This window comes from Shewanella sp. UCD-FRSSP16_17 (genome assembly GCF_001675935.1).
GTDB classification, from domain to species: Bacteria; Pseudomonadota; Gammaproteobacteria; order Enterobacterales; family Shewanellaceae; genus Shewanella; species Shewanella japonica.
This window is the reverse complement of the sequence record NZ_LZFV01000024.1, coordinates 355,010-381,425: the sequence shown is the minus strand read 5'-3', so window position 1 is coordinate 381,425 and position 26,416 is coordinate 355,010. Positions and strand designations below refer to the sequence as shown.

The following is a 26,416-nucleotide window of genomic DNA, read 5'->3' as shown; positions in this document are numbered from 1 at the left end:
TTTTCCATATAAATACTAGATCGGTCTATTTAGATTGCACAAAGTCATAACTCATATCTAAATCATTAACTATAGGATTAAAATAATAGCCAAGTTTAACTACTCCTTCTGAACGATAAAACTCTCTTCCTTTTTCGTTTACAACAAAATAACTAGGATGGGTAATAAAGTAAGCATAATTTGCTTCGATTACATCACCTTTATTATTAAACCGACTATTAACTCTAAAAATATAAGTGAGATTCTCAGTAAAACCATGGCCTAAGCTTCTGCTTATTTCTTTATTACTCCCATTTACCAATTTTCTAGAGAATTGACTGAATTCCAAATCATGGAAGGAATCTAGCTTATTTACCTGTTGGATTTTCTCATTGAGGTCATCTGTCTTTAAAACCTCAATTGCTCCATCACCTTCGTTAGGAAACGCTAAAACCAATTGTTCATCAAACTCTTCTGCACTAATAGCCTCCCCTTTAATCAATAAATTTACATGTACCTTTTGACCTTTACCAAGAGGAGAAACTAAATCCCCTACTTCTAAATCATAAGCATAAAAAACATTTTTTAAAGGAAGTTCAACTGATATTAGCTTGGCATATTTTACTTGATGCTGTTCAGAAGTATTGCTGCTACAGCCCCCAAAAAAAATACTAAGTAATGTTAGTGCAATAAAATTCTTATTCATTGATTTCACCAAACCCATTTTAAAAGTTAACTCAATGAGTAATGTATTTCACCTAACATAACAAATTTTTAGAAATTCAAACAAGCCACAAAAAAGCCAGCATCTCTGCTGGCTTTTTCTTACTTAAATAAAAACAACCGAGACTTATTAAGCTGTTTTCACTTTCCAGTTAACCGTTTCACCCGCAAAGAATGGCACGATTGGGTTATCGTTCGGCAAGATGATTTGCTCTGGCACAGTCCAACTTTCTTTCACTAGTGTCACTGTACCAGTGTTACGCGGCAGGCCATAGAAATCAGCGCCGTGTAAGCTGGCAAAACCTTCTAATTTATCCAGCGCACCTAAGTCATCAAACACTTGAGCGTATAGCTCTAGTGCACTCCATGCGCTGTAACAACCTGCACAACCACACGCTGATTCTTTGCGGTGCTTTTCATGTGGCGCAGAATCTGTACCTAAGAAGAACTTGCTTGAACCCGTTGCCACTGCAGCTTGCAATGCTTGCTGATGAATATTGCGCTTAAGCACTGGTAAGCAGAAGTTATGTGGGCGCACGCCGCCTACCAATAGGTCATTACGGTTTAACAATAAATGCTGTGGTGTAATCGTCGCAGCAATGTTGTTTGGTGCATCAGCCACAAACTCAGCCGCATCTTTAGTGGTGATGTGCTCGAATACCACTTTAAGGTTTGGCATCGCCGCAACAATGCGCGCCATGTAGCGATCGATAAACACTTTTTCGCGATCGAAAATATCAATGTGCGACTCAGTCACTTCACCATGAACCAGCAACAACATGCCTTGTTCAGCCATGACTTCAAAAATCGGAAATAACGCATCCAATGCTTTCACTGCTGCATCAGAGTTAGTCGTAGCACCAGCAGGATAAAGCTTTGCTGCAACCACACCTGCCGCTTTAGCATCGATGATGTCTTGGGCTGTGGTGTTATTGGTTAAAAACAATGTCATTAATGGCTCGAATGAACTGCCAGCAGGACGAGCCGCTAGAATACGCTCACGGTAAGCAGACACCATTGTCGCATCGGTTACTGGTGGCACTAGATTTGGCATCACAATCGCACGTTTAAATAAGCGAGCAGTCGCCGGAACCGTTTCTTCTAACATGTCTCCATCACGGAAATGTAAGTGCCAATCGTCAGGCGTAGTAATAGTGATTTGCGTCATTTAGGGTTCCTAAAAAGTCGATTGCGGATAATTGGGCGCTATTGTGCCTGAAAAGCGATTTTCTTAATAGATGTAATCCTTAAACGCTGAGTTTTACAGAGACAAAAAAGCCCCCCTTATTTCACTTCCTTATCTAACGAGATCCGCTAATATAGAGTTTATTTTTCAATCATTTTATAACCATAGTCTTGATAATAACGCCACTAATATTGAACTGAATAAATTGAATTGAATAGTTTGGCTTAAATAGCTTGGATTGGATTGAATAGATTGAGTTGGCTTTTTCAGTACAGGGATGAATAACATGAACAATATATCCGTATTGGTTAAATCACTAATATGCGGCTTAGGGCTTAACCTGGGCATGTCAGTTACAGCCTACGCCCTACCGTTAGAAAAAATTCTATTGCCTGATGGCTTTAGCATTGAACTCTATGCCGATAATGTTAAAAACGCCCGCCAAATGGCTTTAGGCGACAATGGCACCTTATTTGTGGGCAGTCGCCGCGCTGGTAATGTTTATGCGCTAATTGATAGCAATAAAGATAACCAAGCTGATCAGCAAATTATCCTTGCTAAAGACTTATTCTTACCATCAGGACTAGCCTTCCATGATGGTGACTTATATGTCGCCGAAGTCGATAAAATTTGGCGCTATAACGATATCGAAAACAGTTTACCCACTATCCCAAAGCCAGAACTTGTTTACGATAAATTGCCAAATAAAGCCCATCACGGCTGGAAGAACATCAAATTCGGCCCCGACGGTAAGCTTTATATCCCTATCGGCGCACCTTGTAATGTGTGTGATGATCCGCTGCCCTACTCATCAATTTTAAAACTCGATGTCGATACCAAACAAACCACCACTGTCGCCCAAGGCGTGCGTAACAGTGTCGGGTTTGATTTTCATCCCAAGACGGGTGAGCTATGGTTTACTGATAATGGCCGCGACATGATGGGTGATGACTTACCTGACGACGAGTTAAACCGAGTTAGTCAAGAAGGTCAGCATTTTGGTTTCCCTTACGTTCATAACGCTGATATTAAAGACCCTGAATTTTATGATGCAGAAAAAGCCAAACTCAATACACCGCCTGAACTCAACCTTGGCGCTCATGTGGCCGCATTAGGGATGGAATTTTATCTTGGAAAGCAGTTCCCTGCTGAGTATCAAGGCAGTATTTTTATTGCCCAGCACGGCTCTTGGAACCGCAGCAGTAAAGTAGGTTACCGTGTAATGCAGGTGGTGCTTGATGGTAACAAAGTTAAAGATTACCAGCCGTTTGCCACCGGCTGGCTGCAAGGCGAACAAAGTTGGGGGCGACCTGTTGCCGTGCTTACAATGCCTGATGGTGCATTATTGGTGTCAGATGATGCGGCCGATGCCATTTATCGTATCAGCTATCAACCAGGCTAATTATCCAAATACTTGAACCATAACACTGTTATGACTATCGTTGCGTTATAGGGAAATCACTACGATGAAATCGACGTTTCGCCTTGCTATTGCAAGTTCGCTGTTACTTGGACATACCGCATTAGCCAGCACCAATTTTATTGACCCCATTGACGGCTATTTTGATGCTGGCGAATACCTTGCTGAAAATGCTTATGGTTTTCTTCCTGTACCTAGCATCATTACTGAACCCTCAGTTGGCACAGGGCTCTTACTTATGGGCATTTTCCTGCATGAAAGTCCTGAGCAAACCGCCAAGCGTCAGCAAGTAGCCAAAGACTCCGTTGATGGCGGCGCCCAATTGCTAACCCCAGGTATTTCAGCAGCAGGCATTGGCGCGACTGATAATGGCTCAAAGTTCGGATTTTTAGGCCATAGAGAAACATGGCAACAAGATCATATTCGCTACCTTATCGGTGGCGGCTACGGTGATGTGAATATGAACTTTTACAGCCAATCAGACTTTGCTCAAGACATAGCCTTAGACTTGAATATGCAAGGCTATGGTCTCATGCAAAAACTGCAGTTTAGATTATTCGACAGCCCATTATTTTTAGGTGTCACTCAAAAATACGCCAAAGTGGATTTAGCAAGCAACAAAGAACTATCACTACTGCCGCCAGAGTTAGTTGACAGGCTCACCGACATACTTGACCCATCGCCAGCAGTTTCATCCCTTGGTGCCGTGTTGCAATACGACAGTCTTAATAACTTTTTTATGCCCACCAAAGGCTATGACTACACCATCGAATACGACTGGTTTAATACCGCAATAGGCAGCGACTATGATTACCAAACGATTAAAGCCACCGGCATTAATTACTGGCCAATGACACAATCCGTCACCCTTGGGGTAAAACTGAACTACCAAACCATTAGCAGTGACACTCGCCTGCCCGTCTTTACTTACCCCTACATTGAAATGCGTGGCATCCCGCGAAACCGCTATCAAGGTGAAGCGGTATCAACAGGGGAAGTTGAACTGATGTGGCGGATTACGCCACGCTGGATGGTACTGTCGTTTGTGGGTAGCGGCCTTGCTGGCGACAGTAATAGTGATATGTGGGACAGCGACGAGCAAACCGCCTATGGCGCGGGTTTTCGTTACACCATCGCCCGTCGATATGGGCTGCATATGGGAATTGATGTAGCAAAAGGCCCTGAAGATACCGCATGGTATATCAATGTCGGTACGGGGTTTTAAAAGGTCGCCTTTTGCGCATCGAATTACATAATCAATTAATCATTAAAGACATTTCGAATATCATCGCTTAACTGTTAACATAATGGCATCAATCAAGAAAAAGGAATTATCTAAGGCTTCGCTCAGTGAAGTCTTGTAAATGGATTTTAAAATGAAAAAACTACTCACTTTATTGTTAGTGCTATTGCCGTTTGCCACTCAAGCTGACTTTGATACTAAAGACACCATCTACGTTGACTTACTCACCAGCAAAAACCTACAAGAAGTAAAATTAGGTGCAAAAGCTTTGCACCACAGCTTGCCTGAAAATGTTCAGCTATGGGATTTAGCAGCCTTTACACTTTGGTCAATGAACCAAAATGGCGATAGAGAAGATGATGAATTTGACGACACAATATCATGGTTAGCAAAAGCTATTGGTGAAAGCCAAAACGCAAGATATCGGACACTGTTAACCGAACAAAATAGCAATGAAGCGTCGCGAAAGGTGAAGAAGTATTTCAAAAGTGCAATTAGAAACTTAACCAAAGAAGACCTTCCGCAGTTTAGAGCTCAAGAATTTAATCTTGAAGCAATTAACGTTATTAACGCCACCACGACCCCAACCTTAAAAAAGTTTGATCAAATAGCACAAGGAGACAGCTTAGATTCTGTAATAGAGAAACTAGGTAAACCAGATGGTGTAGGGCAGTATATTCGCAGCTACAGAAGGCCCTTCATTGGTCGCCAAACCTTTCAAAACTTACGTTTATCATACATCAACCTTGGCTCCATGGAGTTAAAGTACGAAAAAACCCATTGGATCGTTGATTTAAAGTCTAAACAAACTAGCGTTGATATTTCAGACATTGCGCCAGAATACCGAGACTTGTTATCTCGCCTTGTAAGCAACGATGTCACCCAAATTCGCACCGCTGCACGAGAGGCAATTAAGCTTCCATTAACGGATACAGCAACGTTGGATCATGTTGCCCAATACATATGGGATAACCAGCAAACAGAGGATTCAGATTTTGCTGACTCACTCGCTTGGCTTTGTAAAGTATTAAGTAAGAGTCAAAATGGTCGCTACAAAGAAATGCTTAGTACACTGGCTCAAAAACCTTTGCACAGTAAAATTACTCGCTACGCTGCAAACACTGCGAAAGCATTAAATGGTACGCAACCTTTTTTTACGCCAAAGGTAACGATAAAAGCGTCTAAAAGCAGCTCGACAACTAACCTATAGGTAGTCGCTTACTCTTCACTTATAACGTCAATAGAAATGAACAAGTAAAGCGCTTTATAATGCTGACTTTACTCGTTAAAAATATGTCGCTTAAAATAGAAATCGAACTCAACGCGCCAGTATACTCTGGCAATATGACATGAATTGCATAAAAATTTTCGGCTATTGGCTATTAATGACCTAGCAAGCACAAGAGACTAACTACCAAGCTCAACATTGGAGGGTTAAATGCCCCATTGTATCGTCGAACATTCAGCTAAACTAAACGGCCAAGCTTTGGTCGATTTGGTACATCAAGGTGCACTGACATCTGAGTTATTTCAAGCACAAGGCAGTGACATAAAAGTCAGAGCAATACCCTACTCAGAGTTTAAAACGGGTAATGTTGATATCAGTTTTGTCCATGTAACGATGAGGATTTTATCGGGCAGAAATGACAAGCAAAAAACCATGTTAACTCAGCGGGTGTTAAACCAATTACAAACCTTGATTAAAGCGGATTGCTCTTTGTCAGTTGAAGTTGTGGATATTGAGCGAGAAACCTATTCTAAAGTGGTTGTTTAACTCCATTTTTGTCAGTGTCTCTAAGGAGTTGGTAAATGCCTCATGTAGAAATCAAATATTCAGATAACCTCACTTTCAACACACAAGATATCTTTGATGATGTAGAAGTGATCATTAATCAAAAAGACGCCAGTGCTGGCGTTTGTAAATCAAGAGCTTATCCTTGTTCTGAATATAAACATACCCATATTCTTATTACCATATCCTTGCTCACTAAACCTCACCGAGATGAGCAATTTACCTTGGAGTTAAGCGCAGAGCTTGAACATGCAATTAAGCGCCATCTAAAACAAAGTTTGTATTTTTCATTAAATATCGAATATAGCGGAGCGTATTACACGACCAATGTTCATCAAGTTGATGGTTTAGTTTGTTAACACTTATAAAGTGCGCTCAAACGGCTAGCTAAAACCGACTTCGGTCGGCTTTCAGTGTAAAAACATTCGTTTATTAGCCTTTGGTATCAGAACTTATCTAGATTTAGGTTGGATTTTATTTTCCCGCGAGACAATAAGTAGTAATACATATATTCAAATATTAATGGGAATATTAATAGGATAAACGGCACTAAAGCGATGATAACAATGCTAACAACATCCATCGACGCACCTAACATCGTCAGTAATACTGGTAGTGCGATCAGACATAAAAAAAGGATAAAGTAGACACAAATAATCCCAGCAAGCGTGCCGTAACTCGATCTAATTCTTTCGGAGCAGTTACTGCATTTTACGTTCGCAGGGTTAAAGCTTTTCAACATATCTAAAAACCTAAACTTGGTTTTACAGCTTTTACAACTAGACATTTTTTCTCGATATTATCGGTAAGGCTACAGATAGAAAAATTATGAAGTACGAATTTATAAGGCCTCAGAATACTTCCAAGTCAATTTAACGAGTACAATTTCCATAAAATTCCCTAAACGAAACAAGACAAGTTAATGAGTAATCACCAATATTCCATGCTGATATTTACTTACCAGAACAGTTTTATTCCACTAAAAATGGAACAAGATACTAAACACATTGAGACTGCCACTCGAACTCTCTTGATGAAATAAAGGGCGTGAATAAACGCACCCTTTATTTAACAGCTGAATTTAAAGGTTATTCAGCAAAGTAATAATCATACTCTTCAACCAAAGCTTTAAGCTCAGCATTGTTTTCCATATCACTGAGAAAGGTATCAGTGGTTGAAATGGCCCAAGTTAATGCTTCACCATCTAAACCATAAAAACCTTTATCGGAATGAATATTAGTAGCCTCAGTAAAATTTTCGCGATACTCGGCAGATGCAATCACTTCATTTTGTACTTTGATTTCATAACTCAATACAAAGTCGTTATTGGTCACAACAGGTAGAATACCTAAAGAACCACCAGCTAAAATAGCCGATGTAAACCCTGCAGCAGAACCACCGGCAGTGTTTTCCATTCGGTAAGTGACTAGTAAGCGGATAGGAGTACCAATATTATCTTTATCTAATTCAGCCAGTAATGGGCTGTTTTTTAACTTGTCATAAAACTCTTCAGAATCAACCAAACTTACATACTGCAAAGCGGGTAACTTGATTTCTTCAGCTTGCAGTTGCGTTATAAATCCAAGCAAAGTTAAAACAACAACAATAACCTTCTTCATGATGAATCCCCCTATTGATAGCAGCTAAGTTGCACAACCGAGCTCAATGCCGCCTCATTTGCAATGGAAATATGTCCATTTTCATTTGGCTCAACTAACACATGCGGCACATTGTGTTTATCTAAAAATCTAGCCGCATATTTGGCTTCTAAAGCAAAATTCACATTCTGAGGTAATACTCCAGATTCTATCAATTTAGCTGAATTAAGTGTGCTCACTGTTATTCCTAATAACTCGCCACCATCAGATACTACAGGGCCGCCACTTGAACCTGGCTGGATAGGCGCCGAAAACTGAAACAGTCCAACCGACCCTTTTAATGCACTTCGAGAGCTAATGTTGCCACGCGTTAAATTTGGCGACGCAGCAAGTAAACCTTGAAGGGGATAGCCCACGTTGGTAACCGACTCGCCTAAATACATATTTTTATCTTGTCTAAAAGGTAAAAACTTATCGACCGGTTTATCAGTATTTATCACAGCCAAATCTAATAACGTCGATTTAGCTTCTGGCGTTACATCAATGAATTCATCTCCCACTTTAGCTTGAACCACTAAGCAATTATTAAGAACATGAGCAGCAGTTAATAGTTGCCCATTTTCATTTATGTAAAAACCTGTGCCACTACTGAAAGGCTTTTCAAGATTTACCAATTTTTTGACATTGGCATCTTGCATTTTCAATGTTGAAGCGTATTTTTCTTGTGTTGGTTTTAGCTTGTTCAGTACATCAACCAGCATCAGCTGAGTGGCACGTAAACTAGCATTGTAAAAACCTGTACCATCTGACACATTTCCTAGGGAAGCCTTGTATTCCTTTTCACCCTTACGGATTTCCTTTTGCTCGCCATCAAAAACACGATAGTTAATCGTCATTAAGGCTTTTCCATTGCTGAAAGTCCATTTAGGTTCAATATCAATTAACAACCCAATTTGCTGTTCACTGGTTAGATCTAGCGGTTCAGCACTAGGGAAATAAGCTTGAATAGCATTTTGAACACCATCTTTTACTCCTTGGCCAGGATCTACCCAAACATTCCACTGCTCTAGATAAAAACGATGTTCAGTCGCGGATTTAGGTAGGTAAAAAGCCACCTGTGTTTGATTTGGAATCTCGACAGATTTGTTAACCGCGACGCCTTTAGGTAATTTGTTAGCTTTGATTTTGGTGCTCTGACAGCCCGCAGCTACGACACAAACCGTCAGTAGCATTAGGAGAGAAGATAACTTCATGTTGTTCCCTTAACATTAATAATAAGAGTCTGCGCTCTTTTAACGCGTTCACCGTAAATTTAGCTGTCACTGAACCAGTTAAAGCTAAAAAACACTTTCTAACGCTTGCTTTATAAGGCTCATTCATTTGTTAACAAAATAAAATCACCCAAATCATTAACTTAAATTTATCATCTGACACATAAAATTTACAGCTAAATTTACTCTATCCAGCTATAAAAGGCATTAAGAAGATAAAAAATAGCCTATCCATGCTATTAATCAGCTTAATGCCGTGTTTCTGATAAATCCCATTGGTCTCATTAAAAAGCATTTGCAAAAGCTAGTTTTATTTAGTCTGCGAAAGACGCCCACACCAGACTAAAAAGGAGTGAACTGCGACTCGCTCGTTTCATTTCTTTAAGTGATTTACCGTTTATTTCCAAACTTCGTTTGAATTAACACCGTGGGTTTTCCTTTTCCAAACTCCGTTTGGATTAACGTCTCAGCGCTTCACCCACACCAGACTAAAAAGGAGTGAACTGCGACTCGCTCGTTTCATTTCTTTAAGTGATTTACCGTTTATTTCCAAACTTCGTTTGAATTAACACCGTGGGTTTTCCTTTTCCAAACTCCGTTTGGATTAACGTCGTGGCGCTTCGCCCACACCCGAGCAAGAGGGTATCAACAGCTATACCCTCTTGCATCACCCAGCCGCCCATCGCGAAATTTTCTGAGAAACGAAAGATTTCCATATGGGAATGATCCAGCTTCTGACTTCATTTGGAACCTGACATGCTTTTGAAACAATGTACTCTAGCCTTACCTTTTCCATCAAAACAACCAATACTCCAGCAGGCAACATAAACTCCGTTCGAAGTGTCTGAATGCGTTGAGTTAATTTGCGTGAGCTTGGCATGGATGCCAAGGTAGCCTCAGAGAGAGCCATGGATGGCGAATCTGAGACGATAGCTAATTCGCTCTATAGCATGAGGATTGCTCGCTTTGAAAGAGTCACTTCGATGGAGCAGCAGGGGAGATGCAAGAGTGGGATTGCTGTTGATCCCCTTCTTGCTCGGGTGTGGGTGGAAAAACCACGACTTTTAACTCCAAAAAGCCTCATTTTGAAAAAGTGTTAATCAAGCGAAAATCTCGATAGCATCATTCAGTGATATACTGTAAGTTCATATTTAGAATAATAAACAATGCCTTAAGTGAATTTTTAATGAGATCATTTTACAAGTACATGCCATACTCAACACTTATAAAGTTTCTAAAAGATCCTTGCTTAAGAGTAACTCCAAGCAACTGTCAAAATGATCCTTTTGAATTCGGATATAGTTCGAGTGATCTTGAGATATTAAACAGTAAAAGTAGCTCAAAAGAATTAGGGTTCAAACTCAAAGAGTTTGCAGAGCTTCATGGCATTATTTCTCTTACAACATCATATAAAAATATAATGATGTGGTCTCACTATGCTGAGAACCATCGAGGCGCTGTAGTAGAGCTTCATATAGATGAGAAAAAACCTGAATCACTATTCATCAATAGTACAGGGCCAAATAAGCCACCTTTTAATTTTCAAGACTTTATCTTCAATAAAGTTTCGTATAGTAAAACAAGAAAGTTTGATCTGGTTGAGCCCGAAAGGCAGTTAGAAAACGTAAAGCATCACTATTACTTCACTAAAGCAATACAATGGGAAGGTGAAAATGAACACAGGTTTATCACCCCTATGCTCTGGGTTAACAGAATAATATTTAACCAAGAAGGCTACGAAAAAGCTCAAAGAATTTTAGGAGATTATTCAAGCGCTATTTGTTGTAATAAAAATACTGGATATACGACTTACGAGTTAGAAGAAGCGGCAATAGAAGTAATAGCATTAAGAAACATAGAGTTACTCGCAGAGTTATGGTTAGAGTCTAACATTAACGAAATAATGTTTTTTACTCGTTTAAATACTGGAACTCCTGGTATCGGAGGGGGAAGAGTTGGACGAATATTTATTGGTTGCGAAGCTGATCATAAAGATTTAATTTCTCAGTTAAAGAGTAACAACTCAGATCAACTTTCAATCATGGACAACTATTTAAACCCAATAAATGGAGACCTAGTTAAAGTATTCAAAGCTGAAATTCATCAAGATGAATATAAACTAACTTTTAAACCCGTTAATGGTAATGTTCACTCATAATCACCTAAAGCATATTTATAATACAAACAAATTAACTCACTTTCACAAACTTAATAAAAAACCTATCCCTTCAACCAAAAAACCAGCCCTAAGGCTGGTTTTTTAATAGTGATTATTAAGCCAACGGCTTAATCAACAATTACCCTTGTGGGCGCATTGCTGGGAATAAAATCACGTCACGGATAGTGTGAGTGTTAGTAAACAACATCACTAAACGATCGATACCAATACCTTGACCTGCCGTTGGTGGTAAGCCGTGCTCTAGTGCTGTGATGTAATCAGCATCGTAAAACATTGCTTCGTCATCACCTGCATCTTTAGCATCAACTTGCGCTTTAAAGCGGTTGTCTTGATCTTCTGCATCGTTAAGCTCAGAGAAACCATTCGCGACTTCACGGCCGCCGATGAAGAACTCGAAACGATCAGTGATGAAGTGGTTTTCGTCGTTACGACGTGCAAGTGGTGAGATGTCAGCTGGGTAACCAGTAATGAACGTAGGTTGCATTAACTGTGGCTCTGCCGTTTCACCGAAGATTTCTTCAAGTAGTTGACCACAGGTCCAGAACTTCTCGATTGTCATACCAATGCTTTTCGCAAGGTTACGCATAAACTCAACGTCTTTAACTTCTTCATAAGTCATAGACTGAATCGTTTCGTTGTCTGGGTTGTACTTCTTAATCGCATCTAACATGCTCATACGTGCGTATGGGCCGCCAAAATCAACGGTGTGCTCGCCATATGGCAGTTGTGGTGAACCACAAAGCTCAGTGGCGATTGAACTTAGCATTTCTTCTGTTAAGTCCATTAGGTCGTTGTAATCAGCGTACGCCATATAGAATTCCATCATAGTGAATTCTGGGTTATGACGTGGCGATAAACCTTCGTTACGGAAGTTACGGTTAACTTCAAACACACGCTCAAAACCACCAACAACAAGACGTTTTAGGTAAAGTTCTGGCGCAATACGTAAGTACATTTCGATGTCTAACGCATTGTGATGTGTAATAAATGGACGAGCTGAAGCGCCACCTGGGATGCTATGCATCATTGGGGTTTCAACTTCCATGAACTCTTTTTTCACCATGAAGTTACGAATAGCTGTAACGACTTTAGAGCGCATGATGAAGGCTTCACGTGAGTCTTCGTTAACGATTAAATCAACGTAGCGCTGACGGTAGCGCGTTTCTTGATCTGATAGACCGTGGAATTTTTCTGGTAGTGGACGCAATGCTTTTGTTAGCAATTGGTACTCTTCCATGTTCACGTATAAATCGCCTTTACCTGAAAGGTGAAGTTGACCGGTTACGCCGACGATGTCACCAATGTCTAAACCTTGGTAAGTCGCTTTTAAATCTTTTTGAACATCTTTACCTGCATAAGCTTGAATGCGGCCAGATACATCTTGAATAACCAAGAATGGACCACGTTTAGCCATAACACGACCCGCAATAGAACGTTGAACGCCCATTTCTTCTAGCTCAGGCTTAGTGTAGTGGCCGTATTCTTTTTGAATATCAGCAGCCTTGTGTTTTCGATCGAAGTTGTTCGGGTGACCATTAGCAGGGCAGTTTTCGCGGATGTGATCTAGTTTCGCGCGACGTTCTGCAATTAACTTGTTTTCGTCTTGGGTTTGTTCAGTCATCTTCTTCTCTCGTTAAAGGCCAGATTTCAGGCTAGCTTCAATAAACTTGTCCAAGTCGCCATCTAAGACGCTTTGGGTATTTCGGTTTTCAACACCAGTACGTAAATCTTTAATACGGGCGTCATCAAGCACGTACGAACGGATTTGACTGCCCCAACCAATATCGGATTTGGCGTCTTCCGCGGCTTGCTTATCAGCATTTTGTTTGAGCATTTCTAACTCATACAGTTTTGCTTTTAACTGTTTCATTGCAGCGTCGCGGTTCTTATGTTGCGAACGGTCATTTTGACACTGCACGACCGTGTTGGTCGGTAAATGGGTAATACGGATTGCAGATTCTGTTTTGTTAACGTGCTGTCCACCCGCACCAGATGCGCGGTAGGTATCGACACGTAAATCTGCTGGATTGATATCAATCTCAATCGAGTCATCAATTTCTGGGTAAACGAATACCGAGCAGAAAGAAGTATGACGCTTACCAGACGAATCAAACGGTGACTTACGCACTAAACGATGAACACCAGTTTCTGTACGTAGTGAACCAAAAGCGTATTCGCCAGTAAACTTGATGGTTGCGCCTTTAATACCGGCAACATCACCGTCGGTTACTTCCATTAATTCTGGTTTGTAATCGTGAGCTTCACCCCAGCGCAGGTACATACGCAACACCATGTTTGCCCAATCTTGGGCTTCGGTGCCGCCTGAACCTGATTGAATATCTAAATAGCAATCTGATGCATCATGTGGGCCTGAGAACATACGACGGAACTCAAGTTCCTCTAGACGTTTCTCAAGATCTTCTAACTCAGAACTCGCATCGTTAAAGGTTTCTTCGTCCTCTTCTTCAACGGCAAGCTCAACCAGTCCTTCAATATCTTCAAGGCCACTGTCCATATCATCAATGGTTTTGACCACTGCCTCTAAAGATGAACGCTCTTTACCCAATGCTTGGGCGTTATCAGGATCGTTCCATACTTCGGCACTTTCTAACTCTCGGGTGACTTCTTCTAAACGCTCTTGCTTAGCAGCGTAGTCAAAGATACCCCCGAAGAAGTTCGGTGCGGTCAGCGAGTTCCTTGATCTTGAATTTAACTGGATTTACTTCAAACATGATGATTTCTACTTTATGGAAATTTAGATTGCTGCAAACCGAGTATTCTAACCTATCGCTAGCGCTAAACCTAGGTCGTTTTAATGACTTTTTGTCACTTTAGTTGGCCATGATTACAATCAAGTAAGTTGAATAAGTTTGATGAACACATTAACTGACCATTTATGAATTAATTAGACATAAAAAAGAGCCAAGCAACAAACGTTGCAATGGCTCTTTTATCTCAGTAAATACAATGAAATTAACTCACTGTTGAGCTTTATAATTCAATAATGGATTTACACCTTAAATTGACTCACCAATGTCGATAAGTAATCGCCAGAGCTTGCAACAGAAGTACTGACCTCAGCCGCTTGCTGGCTAGATGACAGCAGCTCATTAACGATTTCTTGCACCGAGGTGATATTGCGATTAATTTCTTCCGTTACTGAGCTTTGCTCTGTCGCAGCTGTCGCAATCTGGGTACTCATGTCATTAATGCTAGTCACAGACGATGTCACCGCACCTAAACTTTCTGAAATCGCTTTGGATGAGTCCACTGAGCGCACACCACTTTTTTGGCTTTGCTCCATTGCATCAACGGCTTGCCCCACTAACTTATGTAGTTCAGATAGCATTTCATTAATCTCGACAGTGCTAGCCTGAGTTCGACTTGCCAAGCTACGTACCTCATCAGCAACCACTGCAAAACCACGACCTTGCTCTCCTGCCCTTGCTGCTTCAATAGCCGCGTTCAATGCCAATAAGTTGGTTTGCTCCGCAATACCGCCAATCACAGATAACACTGAATTAATCTTTTTAGACTGCTCACTAAGTGAAGAAATATTATCAGCAGCGCTGTCGATTTGATTCATTAATTGCGACACTTCATTTAATGAAATATCCACACACTCTTGAGCCTTTAACACATAGTCTGAAGCATCATCGGTTGCTTCGGCCACACTATTGGTATTTTGCGCAACATCATTAGCGGTCGCCGACATTTCAGTAATCGCGGTAACGATTTGATCGACTTCGCTGTTGTGGCTATATAGCTGACTTGAAATGGTTACCGTTTGATCGTTTATGGTTTTTGCTGCGCCTTTAACCTCATCAGTTGCGCCTGAAACCTCGGTAATGATCGCCTGCAGTTTTTCAACAAACAGGTTAAAAGCAAGACCAAGTTGTGCAATCTCATCTTTACCGCTCACTGTTAACCGCTTTGTTAAATCACCTTCACCTTTTGCAATGTCGTTTAAAGACTCTGCCATGTTCTGGATTGGTGATACCATTTTGTGTGAGGCGAATACGACAATCATGCCTGTGACTAACGCTAATATGATGGCAAGAAGTAGAAACATCCCTACTTGTTCGTTCATCTTCTCTTGTGTGTACTGACGATATTCAGTGATGGATGCTTCAATATCATCAATGTATGCACCAGTACCCAACATCCAGTTGGAGTTAGGGATCATCACAGCATAACCAAGCTTTTCAACTAACTCGTTACTTCCTGGTTTGCGATAAAAGTAAGTAAAACTGCCCTTACCTGATTTAGCCGCATCTAATAACCCCACAACAATTTTGGTGCCATTAGGGTCTGCCATATCAATTTTATTTTGCCCTTCCAACGAATCGTTAACGCCATGAAAAATACTCAAACCGCTATCGTCATAAATGTAGAAGTAGCCAGCACTGCCAAATCTCAGTGCACGAAGTGCTGCTTTAAAGTTTCCGTTATCACCTAGGCTACGCTGATATTCATAAACCGCTGTGGCAATTTCTAACTGCTCTTTCATTTGATTGTTGCGTTCTGCTATCAATTCAGAGCGAAAATGTTGAATGTCTTCTTCTAGTGCGCTCTTCTCAGTAAAATAATAAATGCTCAGCATCACTGCTAAAATGAAACTAAGGGGAATTAATGCTAAACCTAATAATTTATTACGCAGGGACAAGTTTGACATCATGTTGTAACTCTCTCTCGATTCTTGTTATGGCATAATTATAGTTACAAAAAAGCATTCATTCTGATACATGTGTAACTTTTTAGTAAACAACTCGTGAGCTAGATCAAATATAGCTTAATTAGCACCATACACATGCACATTCATCTGAATAGTAACTACTTTCCATTAAAAGGCTGATTTATTGGTTAGTTAGCGTCAGGCACCATTAAGCCACCTTGATCCCACCTGAGATCAAGATCAAACAAACCCTTTTTTTGCGAAGCACAAGCAAGCCTTTCAGTTTAAATATTAGCAAGCGCACATAAATACAGCGTGATGTGAGCAACACAACAAAACCTAGCCCCATATTCCTCAGTTAATGTAGATCTAATAAAAATCGGTATATTTTGTAGAACTAATAAAAGGCATGTAAAGCCAACAAAGAATCAAACAAGGCCTACAAGATGATTACACTCAACATAGACGGCAAATCATTGTCGGTTAATAGTGGAAGGAATCTTCTCCAAGCTGCACAGGAAGCAGGCATCCTTATTCCGAGTTTGTGTGACTCAACCTCGCCACACTCTGCGCACAAACAAGACTGCAATTTGTGTCTAGTCGATATCAACAATAATGACGGTAGTTGCCGCAAAGCTAAGGCTTGTAAGACCCAAGTTACCGACAATATGCACGTCACCACCCAGAGCGCAGAATTAAGTGAACTTCGCCGTGATGCATTAACCCATATTTTGTCTGATCATTTTGCTGACTGTGAAGCGCCCTGCCAGCAAGCTTGCCCTGCAGGTGTGGATATTCAAAGTTACTTATTTCATATCGCCCAAGGTAATCACACTGAAGCGGTAAAAATAATTAAACAAACCTTACCACTGCCGTTATCTATCGGCCGAGTTTGCCCAGCATTTTGTGAGGCTGAGTGCCGCCGTGGCTTAGTTGATGAGCCCGTAGCGATTCGCCAATTAAAGCGCCACGCGGCAGATTTAGATTTAGCTGATGAGCACAGTTATCAAATTGAACGTCAACCAGATACCGGTAAGAAAGTCGCCATCATTGGCAGTGGTCCTGCTGGATTAAGCGCAGGCTATTTTTTAGCAAATCAAGGCCATGAAGTCCGCATTATTGAATCAATGCCGCAAGCTGGCGGTTGGCTGCGTTACGGCATTCCTGAATACCGCTTACCTAAAGCAATCCTTGATAAAGAAATTGCCTTACTGACTGAAAATGGTCTTGAGATCCAAACTCAAACCCGCCTTGGCGAGGATGTACACTTAAAGCAGCTAACCGATGAGTATGATGCGGTTTGTTTAGCCATTGGCGCACAAAAAGCCGTGCCAATGAATTATCCCGGTAGCGACTTAACAGGCTGTTACTTAGGCGTTGATTACCTACGTGATTATTGCACCGATAAGCGTTTTGTCATTGGTAAAAAAGTCGCTGTCATTGGTGGTGGTAACACGGCCATTGACTGTGCTCGCACCGCAGTACGCGCTGGCCATGATGTCACTATTATCTATCGTCGTACTCGTGATGCCATGCCAGCTGAGCCTTATGAAATCCACGAGGCGGAAGTTGAAGGCGTTAAGTTTCACTTTCTGACTAACCCCGTTGAAAACATCAGCGATGAAAATGGTCATGTCACAGCAATTAATTTAGCTAAAATGGCATTAGGTGAACCAGACTCATCTGGCAGGCGTTCACCTAAAGCAACTGGCGAAACCTTTATTGAAGCCTTTGATACTGTCATTGCTGCCGTATCACAAACCCCAGATATGAGCTTTTTAGAACACCCTGACAGTTACTTAACCAGTGGTGAAATTGCCTTAAGTCGCTGGAATACCTTTATAGGCTGCGAGCACACCATGTCTGCAGGGGTTGATAAATTGTTTGTGATTGGTGATTCACGCACAGGTCCTGCCACCGCTGTTGCTGCGATTGGTGATGGCCGCAAAGCAGCTGTTGCCATTGATAAACTGCTCAATCAAGGTTTGAGCTGTGAGCTAACGCCACAACAATTTAATGCCACTAAAGCCCCAAAAACAGCGTCACTAAGTACAGGACTTGGTGCAGACCTTTACCCGAGTACCAAGCCTGAGGCTCGTTATAAAATGGCTGAACTCACAGCCATTGAACGCCAACTTAACTTTAATGAAGTGGAACAAGGTTTTGAACATAGTGAGGCGATGAAAGAAGCGGCTCGCTGTTTAGAGTGTGCTTGTCAGGCTAACACTGATTGTAAACTGCGAGACTACGCCACTGAATATCATGTGGATGCTAAAGCACTCGATACCACACAAATGCAGCAGTTTGCCGTCGATAAGACCAGCCCGTTTATTCAGTTTGATGCCAACCGCTGCATCAGCTGCGGCAAATGCGTCGATGTGTGTGGTCGGCAAAGTGGCCATCATGCCATTCGATTTGAAAAAGACAGCTTTCAAGCGCTGCCCACTGATGTCATCGCTGAAACAGAACGCACTCGTCAAGCCCCTCGAGTGGGCTTTAAAGCAACGATGGCAGACAGTGATTGCGTTCAATGTGGTAACTGCGTGCAAGTTTGCCCAACTGGAGCATTGGTTGATGCACGTGATAAGCGTCAAGGTAGTCAGGAACAACTTAACACCACATCAACCATATGTACTTACTGCGGTGTCGGTTGTCGAATTAACGTCAGCGTATCACTATCCACAGGTAGAATATGCCATGTAGAAGGCAGCAATGATTCAGACGTAAACGAAGGTATGTTGTGCGTTAAAGGTCGTTTTGGTTATGACTTTATTCAAAGTGAGCAACGTCTTACCACGCCGCTTATTCGTAAAAATGGCGAACTAATTCCTTGCAGCTGGGATGAAGCCATATACACCATTGCAGATAAATTCGCTCAGGTAAAAGCTAATAAAGGCGGTGATGCGATTGCCACCTTAGCTTCTGCTAAAGCCACCAACGAAGATAACTATTTGCTGCAAAAGTTCGTTCGTAGTGTGCTCGGTACCAACAATATTGATCACTGCGCCCGCCTATGTCATGCCAGTACCGTATCAGCGCTGCAGCAAAGTTTAGGTAGTGGCGCGATGACAGGCGATATCCCAGGAATTAAAGATTCAGATTTGATCTTTATTTTAGGCTCAGATACTTGTAATGCTCACCCAATCATTGCATCTAAAATCAAACAAGCGATCCGTCATCACGGTGCACGCTTGATGGTCGCCGATCCTAAACACGTATCTATTGCAGACGAAGCCGAACTCTATGTGGCGCAAAAGCCTGGAACCGATGTTGCCTTAATCAATGCCATTATGGCCGAAATCATCCGCAATGATTGGCATGATAAAGATTATATTGCCGAGCATACCGATGGCTTTGACGCAGTTATCCATACGGTAATGCAACCTAAATACTCGTTAGAAAGTGCCGCTAAAGTCTGTGGTATTAATGCAGAAAAAATTGCCCAGATGGCAAGGTTGATCGGCACTGCTAAAAAGACTGCGATTTACTATGCAATGGGCATTACGCAACATACTTCTGGCCATGACAATGTCACTGCAATTTCCAATCTGCAAATGCTATGCGGTAACTTAGGTCAATCTGGCGCGGGGATTAACCCACTGCGTGGCCAAAGTAATGTGCAAGGTGCTTGCGATATGGGCGCACTCCCTCAGTACTACACTGGCTATCAAAAGGTCGACAATCCAGACGCTCAAGCGAAATTTGAGCAGTATTGGGATACTTCTTTATCGCCAAATGTGGGACTCACAGCGACAGAGGTGATGCATGCAATCACTGAAAATAAAGTCGATGCGCTTTACGTGATGGGTGAAAACCCTGTACTTAGCGATCCCGATCAAGCTCATGTGTTAGCTGCACTAGAGAAAATACCGCTTCTTGTTGTGCAAGATATCTTTTTGACAGAAACAGCTAAAATGGCCGATATCGTGTTACCAGCTGCATCGTTTGCTGAAAAGCTCGGCCACTTCACCAATACAGAGCGCCGTGTGCAGCGGTTGCAACCCGTGCTCCCACCACCCGGTCTTGCTAAGCAAGACTGGAAAATAGTTCACGCTATTGCCAACAAAATGGGGGCTAATTGGGATTATGCTAATGAGCAAGCCATTACTAATGAGATAAACCTAGTGACGCCGCAATATCAAGGCATCACTTGGGACAGGCTCGACAATGATGCACAAGGCAAACCTAGCAAAGGTATTCAATGGCCATGTGTCAATGAGCAAGACTCGGGCACTGCGGTATTACATCAACATGGACCAATAAAAGGCAAAGGCTTATTTACTGCGGTTGAACACCGAAGTCCTGCTGAGCCAGTTGATGATGAATACCCATTAGTGTTATCTACAGGTCGCTTGTTGGAACAATTCCATACGGGCACTTTGAGCCGTAAAACCCAAGGCTTGGATAAGCTGGGCTCACCAAGAGTCATGATATCGGTGTTTGATGCAGAGCAATTGGGCGTAAAAAATGGTGATACCTTGAAACTATCAACTCGTCGAGGTGAAATTGAAATCAACGCCTTTGTAACCAAACGAGCTCAAGCTGGCGTGTTATTTTTGCCGTTCCATTTTGCTGAGTCTGCGGCAAATAAACTCACCATCAATGCCATTGACCCTGTGGCCAAAATCCCAGAGTTCAAGGTGTGCGCGGTAAAAGCGGAGCGTGTTTCCAAACCTGTTCTCAGCCAGAAAGTGAGCAGCAATCAAGCTGACCCCGCATTAGCTTAACCCTCGATATCACTTCAGATAAACAAAAAAGGCAGCGTAATCGCTGCCTTTTGTATGCTTAACGGTTTAATTTACCAGACTGATTAAAGCACCTGTCGCGGCAAAGCCCAATACCAAAAATACGATGTTAGGCTTGGCAATTTTAAGCACCGCAAAACCGATTAACACAAGTGCCATATCAATCGGTTCAATAACCGCTGAAGTAAACACGGGACTATACAATGCAGCGAGTAACAGTCCGACTACCGCAGCGTTAACGCCAGCAATCGCACCTGATATAGCTGGGCGTTCACTGATAGCATGCCAGCTTTTTAATCCCACCAGCATTAATAAAAAGCCCGGAATAAAAATCGCAAGCGTTGCGACAATCGCCCCTAAAATCGGTTGCTCCAGCCACAAATCAGCCCCTAAAAATGTGGCAAGGGTAAACATTGGACCAGGCACAGCTTGCGCTAACGCATAACCCGTTAAGAATCGATCTGAATCTACCAACTCACCAACATTAGCTTCAAGCAGCGGCAGTACCACGTGACCGCCACCAAAAACTAAACTACCCACTTGATAAAACTGAGCAAAAACTTGACCTAATGTGCCGGTTTGATTAATCAAATAAAAACTACTGAGCAAACCTAGGATAAATACCGCAAGCCAGCCATAATTCAAGGTTATTGGCGTATTTTCTGGGGTAATATTTTCCCCTTTTGTCAGTACGACAAAGCCAACAATTGCAGCAAGTAACAAAACAACTATTTGGGTCAGTAAAGATGGAAACAACATTATACTTGCTGCGGTTGCAACCATTAATACCCGTGCGGTTTTACGTTGACAAAATTGACCAAACATCGCCAATGTGGCATCAGCAACGACGACAACAGCGAGCAACTTTAATCCATGTATAGCGCCCGATACCGCTGTGGTTTCAAGCCAGTGAGCACTGGTCACTGCTAATAAGAACAGCAAGAAAAATGAAGGTAAGGTAAAACCAACAAACGCAGCAATTGCGCCCATTAAACCGCCACGGTGATACCCAATGGCAAAGCCAACTTGACTAGAGCCTGGGCCTGGCATGAATTGGCTTAATGCAACCAAACTGCCATAACGTTTATCATCAAGCCAGTTTAGTTCGTTCACAAAGGTTTGTCTGAAATAACCAATGTGCGCAGCAGGCCCACCAAAACTAATAAAGCCTAATGCCAAAAAGCGAGTAAAAATTTGCCACATAATCAAACGACTTCCAATTCCATTTATATAAGGATTGAACTTAAATCGATTGTACTCAAACCGATTCCACTCAAACCGATTGACTCAACCAATAGTGCTCACATCAATAGTGCTCAACCCAATGTTGAAATTGATGGGTATGTTAACTTTTGAGTATATGACAGTTTAATTTAACTTTTATGACAAGCTGTAAAATTAGTTTATCCCTGTAAATGCGTTAAAGCCTTTTCACTCAAGCGCTTTAGTTCACGTAACTCTTCACTATCACCGCCGACCTTACAACGCATTAATTCTGGTATTTTTTTGGCCTTCTGCTGCAAAGCTTTGCCGTCCCCAGTAAGGTGCAACACTCTAACTCGCTCATCATCTTTATTACGATCACGGATAACCAACCCCTTGGTTTCAAGTCGTTTTAATAACGGGGTTAATGTGCCTGAATCTAAATGTAGCTTTTCGCCTAGAATTTTTACGCTAATGCCAGACTCTTTCCAAAGCACCATCATTACAAGGTATTGCGGGTAGGTCAGTGAAAGTTCATCAAGTAGCGGTCTATAAGCACGAATTAACGCATTGGTGGCACTATACATTGCAAAACAGACTTGGTTTTCAAGTGCTAATGGATCTAGGGTTTCGGTTGCAGGTACTTTACTCATGGCAAATGCTCCATGTTTTTTGGCAATATAACACTATGATTAACTATATTTTGGCCCATCTTACCACACTTTAATTGCGCACAAGTTAATCGCTTAATAGGCCGTTTAGTTTGAAGAACTTTTATCTCAAATAATTAAAGTTTGCTAAAGAGAAGCCGATAATGACATATCACCGATACCGAGTAAGGGTATCAACGTCGTATGTTAAGCCGTAACGTCAATAAAGTGAGAAACTATGTCTTTATCTATTAATTCACCATCAGCAATGCCTACAAATATTGATTCTGGTACTAGTTTAAAAGTCGCCGTAATGGCAAAAGATCAGCAAAAAGTTGAAGGCCAAATGGCTTTACAGCTAATTGAAGCTGCATTACCACAGCAATCAGCACCACAGCCAGTAGGTAATAGCGGTCATATTATTAGCACAAAAGCTTAATTCGATAGTTCAGCCAACGTTGAACAACGGCTAAAAACGCTTCATATTTAAACTGAATACGCTATGATTTGATTTATACGACCTTATAAAACAGGATGTTTATCATTATGCGTATTCAGATTTCAGCTTCGATCATTTGCCTTTTATTATTACTCCCATCTCAGTTAACTCTAGCTGAAGAGCCTGTCATGCCATCATTTGATTGCCAACAAGCTCAAGGCCAAGTTGAAGAACTCATCTGCCAAGATAGTCACTTAGCCAGTTTAGATGTTGAAATTAACGAGATGTTTACCAAACTTAAATCTCAAACCAGTAATGATGAATTATCTCAGTTAAAAGCCTTTCAGCGAGGTTGGATTAAAGGCCGTAACGATTGTTGGAAAGCAGAGAATATAAAGTCATGCGTGCAAGATTCTTATGAGTCTCGACTCACAGAGCTACAAATTGCTGCTGGCGAGTTTGAAATACCTGAGCCAATTCAATATCTATGTGGCGAAACGGCCAATGGCAATCTTACCAAAATTACCGCTTATTTTTATAATGACACCGCAATACCAGCAGCGATGCTGACGGTTTCCCCCAAGAGCCAATACCTTAAAACGACCAATTTTGCTTTGTTAACTCGCACCGCATCAGGTGCCAAATACCAAGGACAAAATTTTAGTTTTTGGACTCATCAAGGGGAAGCCATTTTCAGTCAGTTTGAGCAAGCTGATCTCAACTGTATCACTCACGAGTAATGTCGTTACCAGTCTCAGGCATCTCATATTTTCAATGACATTAGCACATAAAAAAACCATGTCATTAGACATGGTTTCAATTCAGGTTAACTGAGCGCTATTGAACCTGTATTAGTTCAGTATTGTATATCCACGATTAGCCATACAGTTACGAATGACTGTTTCTTTTTCAGCTTCGTAATTTGCTTCGTTTGCACGTCTATCACGTGAGCCACCAAGTAAACCTGATGCGACACCGATACCTGCACCAATTTTAGCGCCGTCAGAACCACTACCACCAGCGATGGCAGTCCCTGCAGCGCCCACTGCAGCACCTTTAGCAGCGCTACTGATTACGCCTCTTGAGCTATCATTTTTCTGTACTTGCTGAGACATTTCAATGCATTGATGTTCGTCATAAATAAAATCTTTATCATCTACGCCAGTTTTATCATAGATAATGTTTGCACTTGCTGAAAAAGCAAAAAAACTGAGTGAAAGTAATAATAGTTTTCTCATTGGGATGCCTCAAAAATTGAAAGGGTCAATCTGCATTGCAATAACGACAAGGCTGCGCAATACAAGTAATAATAACTATCCTAGCTAAATATTAGTGTAAAAACGGAATATCGTGTTTCACGAATGGAATAATACTGTTTAATCGACTTATTGGTTTTATTGATATTGGCGTTAATTATTATGGAGCTCACACAAAAAAGCAGCGATAATCGCTGCTTTTTATTATCTACATCATGCTGACTTAATTCAGTTTACTGCTTTCATAGGTATGGCACATTTGCTTAGCCTGCTCTTCGTCATATTCGCGCAGGCCGCTCAAAACAAGGGTTTTAATACCCGAACCAATAACCTTGCCTTCGCTCTTTAGTGCAAACTGCAACGTCACATCTCCACGTTTGCCGGTGATTTCCATATGCTGCTCTACCAGCTCTAAGCTCATTTCACTAAATTCAAAGGTGTCTAATTGAAAAGACATGCTTTCATAAATCACTAATGGTCTATTTGGATTTATCATCATGCCGTATTCTTTCATCATAGGCACTAATACATGGATGAAGTTGAGACCAGAAAAAGCCACATAGCTTTTAATAAACGCAGCAGTTTGCGTATCACACTGACAAACGTCACCCTGACGTTCAATGTGAAGGTATTCTTTACCTTTAGTATCGCAAATACTAAATTGCTCCCCAGCTTGCTTATCTAGTGTGAGTTCAACACCATCACCGACCATACCTGCAAATTTAAATTGCATATTTTGACTTAAGCCAAATTCAGTTAATACCAAGGCAAACAACAAATCGCCTGGCACACAAAAGCGTTTTGCGCCGACGTTGTGGATAGGATTAAAATCTTCAGCTACCAGCTTTGCGAAGTCACTGGCTTGTTGCGCTGAAATAAAAACACTTTGGTCTTGCTTGGCATAATAAGGTGACAAAAACATATACATCCATTCATTATTATTATGTGAAAGAAATCCCTCTCTCGGTGAGTTGGGCTTTTTGTGGCATAGAGTGTACTAGAAAAACACCAAAACACTCAGCCGATGACTATAACAAGCATAAGCTGCTGAAAAAATTAATTTATTTTAACTTGGGCGAGTTTTTAAAGGAAAAATACTTACTAAAGTGTCGAAATGAATACTTAAATGGGTTCAGATATATCCCCATTAACGTGTCGTGCCCAGGATTTCCTGTTACGCCAATTTTTAGCTCACTTACGTTTGATGCCTTAATCAAACTACCATAAGCCCGATCCCATATTGCTAATGCTGAACCTAAATTAGTGTCTCTATGCTCTTTGGCAATACTGTGATGCACTTGATGTTGTGCAGGGCTGATAAACCAATTCTCAAGCTTATCTCCCCATGATAGCCAAACATGGCTATGACGAAGGTTTGAGCCAAATACATTGAATAAAAATACAAACACATTAGCACCTAACACATCAAACATTTTCAAATTTGGACCAAACAGATAATAACCGATCCCAACCGCGATCCCTTGCGTGAGTGCCATACGACAAGCATACAAGTAGCTTTCCACTGGGTGACTTCGATAAATAGTGAATGGTGTCATGACAGATGCTGAGTGATGAACTTTATGAAACTCCCATAAAAACGGTACTTTATGTAACACCAGATGCAAAATAAACCGAGTAAGATCATCAAGAATAAATAACAATACAGTAAATACTGCAATCACGATGGTGAGGTTTTCGGTAAGAGGTTGGATTGAGCCAAATAGCTTCTCTAAGATATCACTGAGTCCAAGCGCTACAGGCACCATAGTAAATAACAATGGCGCAAACAACACCGCTTTTAACAGCTTGTTGCATACTAACAAGAGGTAGTCGTGTTTTGCGGAGCGGGATAAGTAAATTTCAGCGGGTAGTAAAAATTTGCCAAAGCTTTTTAACGATTTATCAGTATGCAAGCGCCAATATACTGGTAGCGCTAGTAGTATCGCTCCCACTATATAAAGCCCAAAGATACGTTTATTTGCATCTAAAGGATATGACAACAATTCACCAATATTACTCGAAAAAAACTCTACTACAGGCATGCTAACCTCTATTTG

21 protein-coding genes are annotated in these 26,416 nt (G+C 41.3%); 9 read left to right on the top strand and 12 right to left on the bottom strand.

All coding sequences use genetic code 11. The annotated features are described in order from the left end of the window. Positions 1-25: 25 nt before the first annotated feature. On the bottom strand, positions 26-685 hold the full coding sequence (locus A9267_RS13170; RefSeq protein WP_156669166.1) for a hypothetical protein: 660 nt from the start codon (positions 683-685) through the stop codon (positions 26-28). Between the two features lie 147 nt (positions 686-832). After that, on the bottom strand, positions 833-1,870 hold the full coding sequence (pyrC, locus tag A9267_RS13165) for a dihydroorotase (RefSeq protein WP_065109479.1): 1,038 nt from the start codon (positions 1,868-1,870) through the stop codon (positions 833-835). A gap of 364 nt (positions 1,871-2,234) precedes the next feature. On the opposite strand from pyrC, the gene A9267_RS13160 reads away from it, so the two are divergent. From A9267_RS13160 to A9267_RS13140, 5 genes are all read left to right on the top strand, one after another. Beyond that, on the top strand, positions 2,235-3,290 hold the full coding sequence (locus A9267_RS13160) for a PQQ-dependent sugar dehydrogenase (protein WP_231919132.1): 1,056 nt from the start codon (positions 2,235-2,237) through the stop codon (positions 3,288-3,290). Positions 3,291-3,354: 64 nt separating this feature from the next. Next, on the top strand, positions 3,355-4,533 hold the full coding sequence (locus A9267_RS13155; protein ID WP_065109477.1) for a BamA/TamA family outer membrane protein: 1,179 nt from the start codon (positions 3,355-3,357) through the stop codon (positions 4,531-4,533). A gap of 151 nt (positions 4,534-4,684) precedes the next feature. Further along, positions 4,685-5,761: a hypothetical protein gene (locus tag A9267_RS13150; RefSeq protein WP_156669165.1), complete on the top strand. Its 1,077-nt coding sequence runs from the start codon at positions 4,685-4,687 to the stop codon at positions 5,759-5,761. A 228-nt stretch (positions 5,762-5,989) separates the two neighbouring features. After that, positions 5,990-6,325 (top strand): 5-carboxymethyl-2-hydroxymuconate Delta-isomerase, encoded by a 336-nt coding sequence (locus tag A9267_RS13145; protein WP_065109475.1) that lies wholly within the window; start codon positions 5,990-5,992, stop codon positions 6,323-6,325. Between the two features lie 35 nt (positions 6,326-6,360). Next, the gene (locus tag A9267_RS13140) at positions 6,361-6,702 is read left to right on the top strand and encodes a hypothetical protein (protein WP_065109474.1); all 342 of its coding nucleotides are present in this window, start codon (positions 6,361-6,363) and stop codon (positions 6,700-6,702) included. Between the two features lie 729 nt (positions 6,703-7,431). On the opposite strand, the gene A9267_RS13135 is transcribed toward A9267_RS13140, so the two are convergent. Both A9267_RS13135 and A9267_RS13130 read right to left on the bottom strand, forming a co-directional pair. Continuing rightward, positions 7,432-7,962, bottom strand: coding sequence for a hypothetical protein (locus tag A9267_RS13135; RefSeq protein WP_065109473.1), 531 nt, complete (start codon positions 7,960-7,962; stop codon positions 7,432-7,434). An 11-nt stretch (positions 7,963-7,973) separates the two neighbouring features. Beyond that, positions 7,974-9,194, bottom strand: coding sequence for a S1 family peptidase (locus A9267_RS13130; RefSeq protein ID WP_065109472.1), 1,221 nt, complete (start codon positions 9,192-9,194; stop codon positions 7,974-7,976). A 1,204-nt stretch (positions 9,195-10,398) separates the two neighbouring features. Between A9267_RS13130 and A9267_RS13115 the strand changes: the two genes are divergently transcribed. Beyond that, positions 10,399-11,370: a DUF2971 domain-containing protein gene (locus A9267_RS13115; RefSeq protein WP_065109469.1), complete on the top strand. Its 972-nt coding sequence runs from the start codon at positions 10,399-10,401 to the stop codon at positions 11,368-11,370. A 139-nt stretch (positions 11,371-11,509) separates the two neighbouring features. Here A9267_RS13115 and lysS read toward each other — a convergent pair whose 3' ends face one another. The 3 genes from lysS to A9267_RS13100 form a co-directional block, all read right to left on the bottom strand. Beyond that, positions 11,510-13,012 carry a lysine--tRNA ligase gene (lysS, locus tag A9267_RS13110; protein ID WP_065109468.1) on the bottom strand — a complete coding sequence of 501 codons (1,503 nt, stop codon included), beginning with the start codon at positions 13,010-13,012 and terminating at the stop codon, positions 11,510-11,512. Positions 13,013-13,024: 12 nt separating this feature from the next. After that, a protein-coding gene (prfB, locus tag A9267_RS13105) for a peptide chain release factor 2 (protein WP_197495536.1) occupies positions 13,025-14,123 on the bottom strand; the annotation gives its coding sequence in 2 pieces (ribosomal slippage) (positions 13,025-14,047 and positions 14,049-14,123; 1,098 coding nt in all). A gap of 278 nt (positions 14,124-14,401) precedes the next feature. Then, positions 14,402-16,066, bottom strand: a complete 1,665-nt coding sequence (locus tag A9267_RS13100) for a methyl-accepting chemotaxis protein (RefSeq protein ID WP_065109583.1) — start codon at positions 16,064-16,066, stop codon at positions 14,402-14,404. A 446-nt stretch (positions 16,067-16,512) separates the two neighbouring features. Here A9267_RS13100 and fdhF point away from each other — a divergent pair, with 446 nt between their 5' ends. Continuing rightward, complete coding sequence (fdhF, locus tag A9267_RS13095; RefSeq protein WP_065109467.1) at positions 16,513-20,793, top strand: formate dehydrogenase subunit alpha; 4,281 nt, start codon at positions 16,513-16,515, stop codon at positions 20,791-20,793. Positions 20,794-20,859: 66 nt separating this feature from the next. Here fdhF and chrA read toward each other — a convergent pair whose 3' ends face one another. Together chrA and A9267_RS13085 are read right to left on the bottom strand one after the other, a co-directional pair. Next, complete coding sequence (gene chrA, locus A9267_RS13090) at positions 20,860-22,014, bottom strand: chromate efflux transporter (RefSeq protein WP_065109466.1); 1,155 nt, start codon at positions 22,012-22,014, stop codon at positions 20,860-20,862. A gap of 200 nt (positions 22,015-22,214) precedes the next feature. After that, positions 22,215-22,667, bottom strand: a complete 453-nt coding sequence (locus A9267_RS13085; protein ID WP_055024912.1) for a MarR family winged helix-turn-helix transcriptional regulator — start codon at positions 22,665-22,667, stop codon at positions 22,215-22,217. Between the two features lie 235 nt (positions 22,668-22,902). On the opposite strand from A9267_RS13085, the gene A9267_RS13080 reads away from it, so the two are divergent. Together A9267_RS13080 and A9267_RS13075 are read left to right on the top strand one after the other, a co-directional pair. Beyond that, positions 22,903-23,103, top strand: a complete 201-nt coding sequence (locus A9267_RS13080) for a hypothetical protein (RefSeq protein WP_055024913.1) — start codon at positions 22,903-22,905, stop codon at positions 23,101-23,103. 107 nt (positions 23,104-23,210) lie between these two features. Beyond that, positions 23,211-23,843 carry an MliC family protein gene (locus A9267_RS13075; protein WP_197495535.1) on the top strand — a complete coding sequence of 211 codons (633 nt, stop codon included), beginning with the start codon at positions 23,211-23,213 and terminating at the stop codon, positions 23,841-23,843. A 111-nt stretch (positions 23,844-23,954) separates the two neighbouring features. Here A9267_RS13075 and A9267_RS13070 read toward each other — a convergent pair whose 3' ends face one another. The 3 genes from A9267_RS13070 to A9267_RS13060 form a co-directional block, all read right to left on the bottom strand. After that, on the bottom strand, positions 23,955-24,341 hold the full coding sequence (locus A9267_RS13070; RefSeq protein ID WP_065109465.1) for an RNA polymerase subunit sigma: 387 nt from the start codon (positions 24,339-24,341) through the stop codon (positions 23,955-23,957). A gap of 241 nt (positions 24,342-24,582) precedes the next feature. Beyond that, positions 24,583-25,281, bottom strand: coding sequence for a DUF3581 domain-containing protein (locus A9267_RS13065; RefSeq protein WP_055024916.1), 699 nt, complete (start codon positions 25,279-25,281; stop codon positions 24,583-24,585). Positions 25,282-25,420: 139 nt separating this feature from the next. Further along, positions 25,421-26,401 (bottom strand): sterol desaturase family protein, encoded by a 981-nt coding sequence (locus A9267_RS13060; RefSeq protein WP_065109464.1) that lies wholly within the window; start codon positions 26,399-26,401, stop codon positions 25,421-25,423. Positions 26,402-26,416: the final 15 nt, after the last annotated feature.

Coding starts and splice junctions, on each gene's coding strand:
- A9267_RS13070 (WP_065109465.1), bottom strand. CDS start 24,341: ATGAGAAAACTATTATTACTTTCACTCAGTTTTTTTGCTTTTTCAGCA.
- A9267_RS13100 (WP_065109583.1), bottom strand. CDS start 16,066: ATGTCAAACTTGTCCCTGCGTAATAAATTATTAGGTTTAGCATTAATT.
- A9267_RS13150 (WP_156669165.1), top strand. CDS start 4,685: ATGAAAAAACTACTCACTTTATTGTTAGTGCTATTGCCGTTTGCCACT.
- chrA (WP_065109466.1), bottom strand. CDS start 22,014: ATGTGGCAAATTTTTACTCGCTTTTTGGCATTAGGCTTTATTAGTTTT.
- A9267_RS13075 (WP_197495535.1), top strand. CDS start 23,211: ATGCGTATTCAGATTTCAGCTTCGATCATTTGCCTTTTATTATTACTC.
- A9267_RS13145 (WP_065109475.1), top strand. CDS start 5,990: ATGCCCCATTGTATCGTCGAACATTCAGCTAAACTAAACGGCCAAGCT.
- A9267_RS13085 (WP_055024912.1), bottom strand. CDS start 22,667: ATGAGTAAAGTACCTGCAACCGAAACCCTAGATCCATTAGCACTTGAA.
- lysS (WP_065109468.1), bottom strand. CDS start 13,012: ATGACTGAACAAACCCAAGACGAAAACAAGTTAATTGCAGAACGTCGC.
- A9267_RS13160 (WP_231919132.1), top strand. CDS start 2,235: ATGTCAGTTACAGCCTACGCCCTACCGTTAGAAAAAATTCTATTGCCT.
- A9267_RS13135 (WP_065109473.1), bottom strand. CDS start 7,962: ATGAAGAAGGTTATTGTTGTTGTTTTAACTTTGCTTGGATTTATAACG.
- A9267_RS13140 (WP_065109474.1), top strand. CDS start 6,361: ATGCCTCATGTAGAAATCAAATATTCAGATAACCTCACTTTCAACACA.
- A9267_RS13155 (WP_065109477.1), top strand. CDS start 3,355: ATGAAATCGACGTTTCGCCTTGCTATTGCAAGTTCGCTGTTACTTGGA.
- fdhF (WP_065109467.1), top strand. CDS start 16,513: ATGATTACACTCAACATAGACGGCAAATCATTGTCGGTTAATAGTGGA.
- A9267_RS13115 (WP_065109469.1), top strand. CDS start 10,399: ATGAGATCATTTTACAAGTACATGCCATACTCAACACTTATAAAGTTT.
- A9267_RS13065 (WP_055024916.1), bottom strand. CDS start 25,281: ATGTTTTTGTCACCTTATTATGCCAAGCAAGACCAAAGTGTTTTTATT.
- A9267_RS13170 (WP_156669166.1), bottom strand. CDS start 685: ATGAATAAGAATTTTATTGCACTAACATTACTTAGTATTTTTTTTGGG.
- A9267_RS13060 (WP_065109464.1), bottom strand. CDS start 26,401: ATGCCTGTAGTAGAGTTTTTTTCGAGTAATATTGGTGAATTGTTGTCA.
- pyrC (WP_065109479.1), bottom strand. CDS start 1,870: ATGACGCAAATCACTATTACTACGCCTGACGATTGGCACTTACATTTC.
- A9267_RS13130 (WP_065109472.1), bottom strand. CDS start 9,194: ATGAAGTTATCTTCTCTCCTAATGCTACTGACGGTTTGTGTCGTAGCT.
- A9267_RS13080 (WP_055024913.1), top strand. CDS start 22,903: ATGTCTTTATCTATTAATTCACCATCAGCAATGCCTACAAATATTGAT.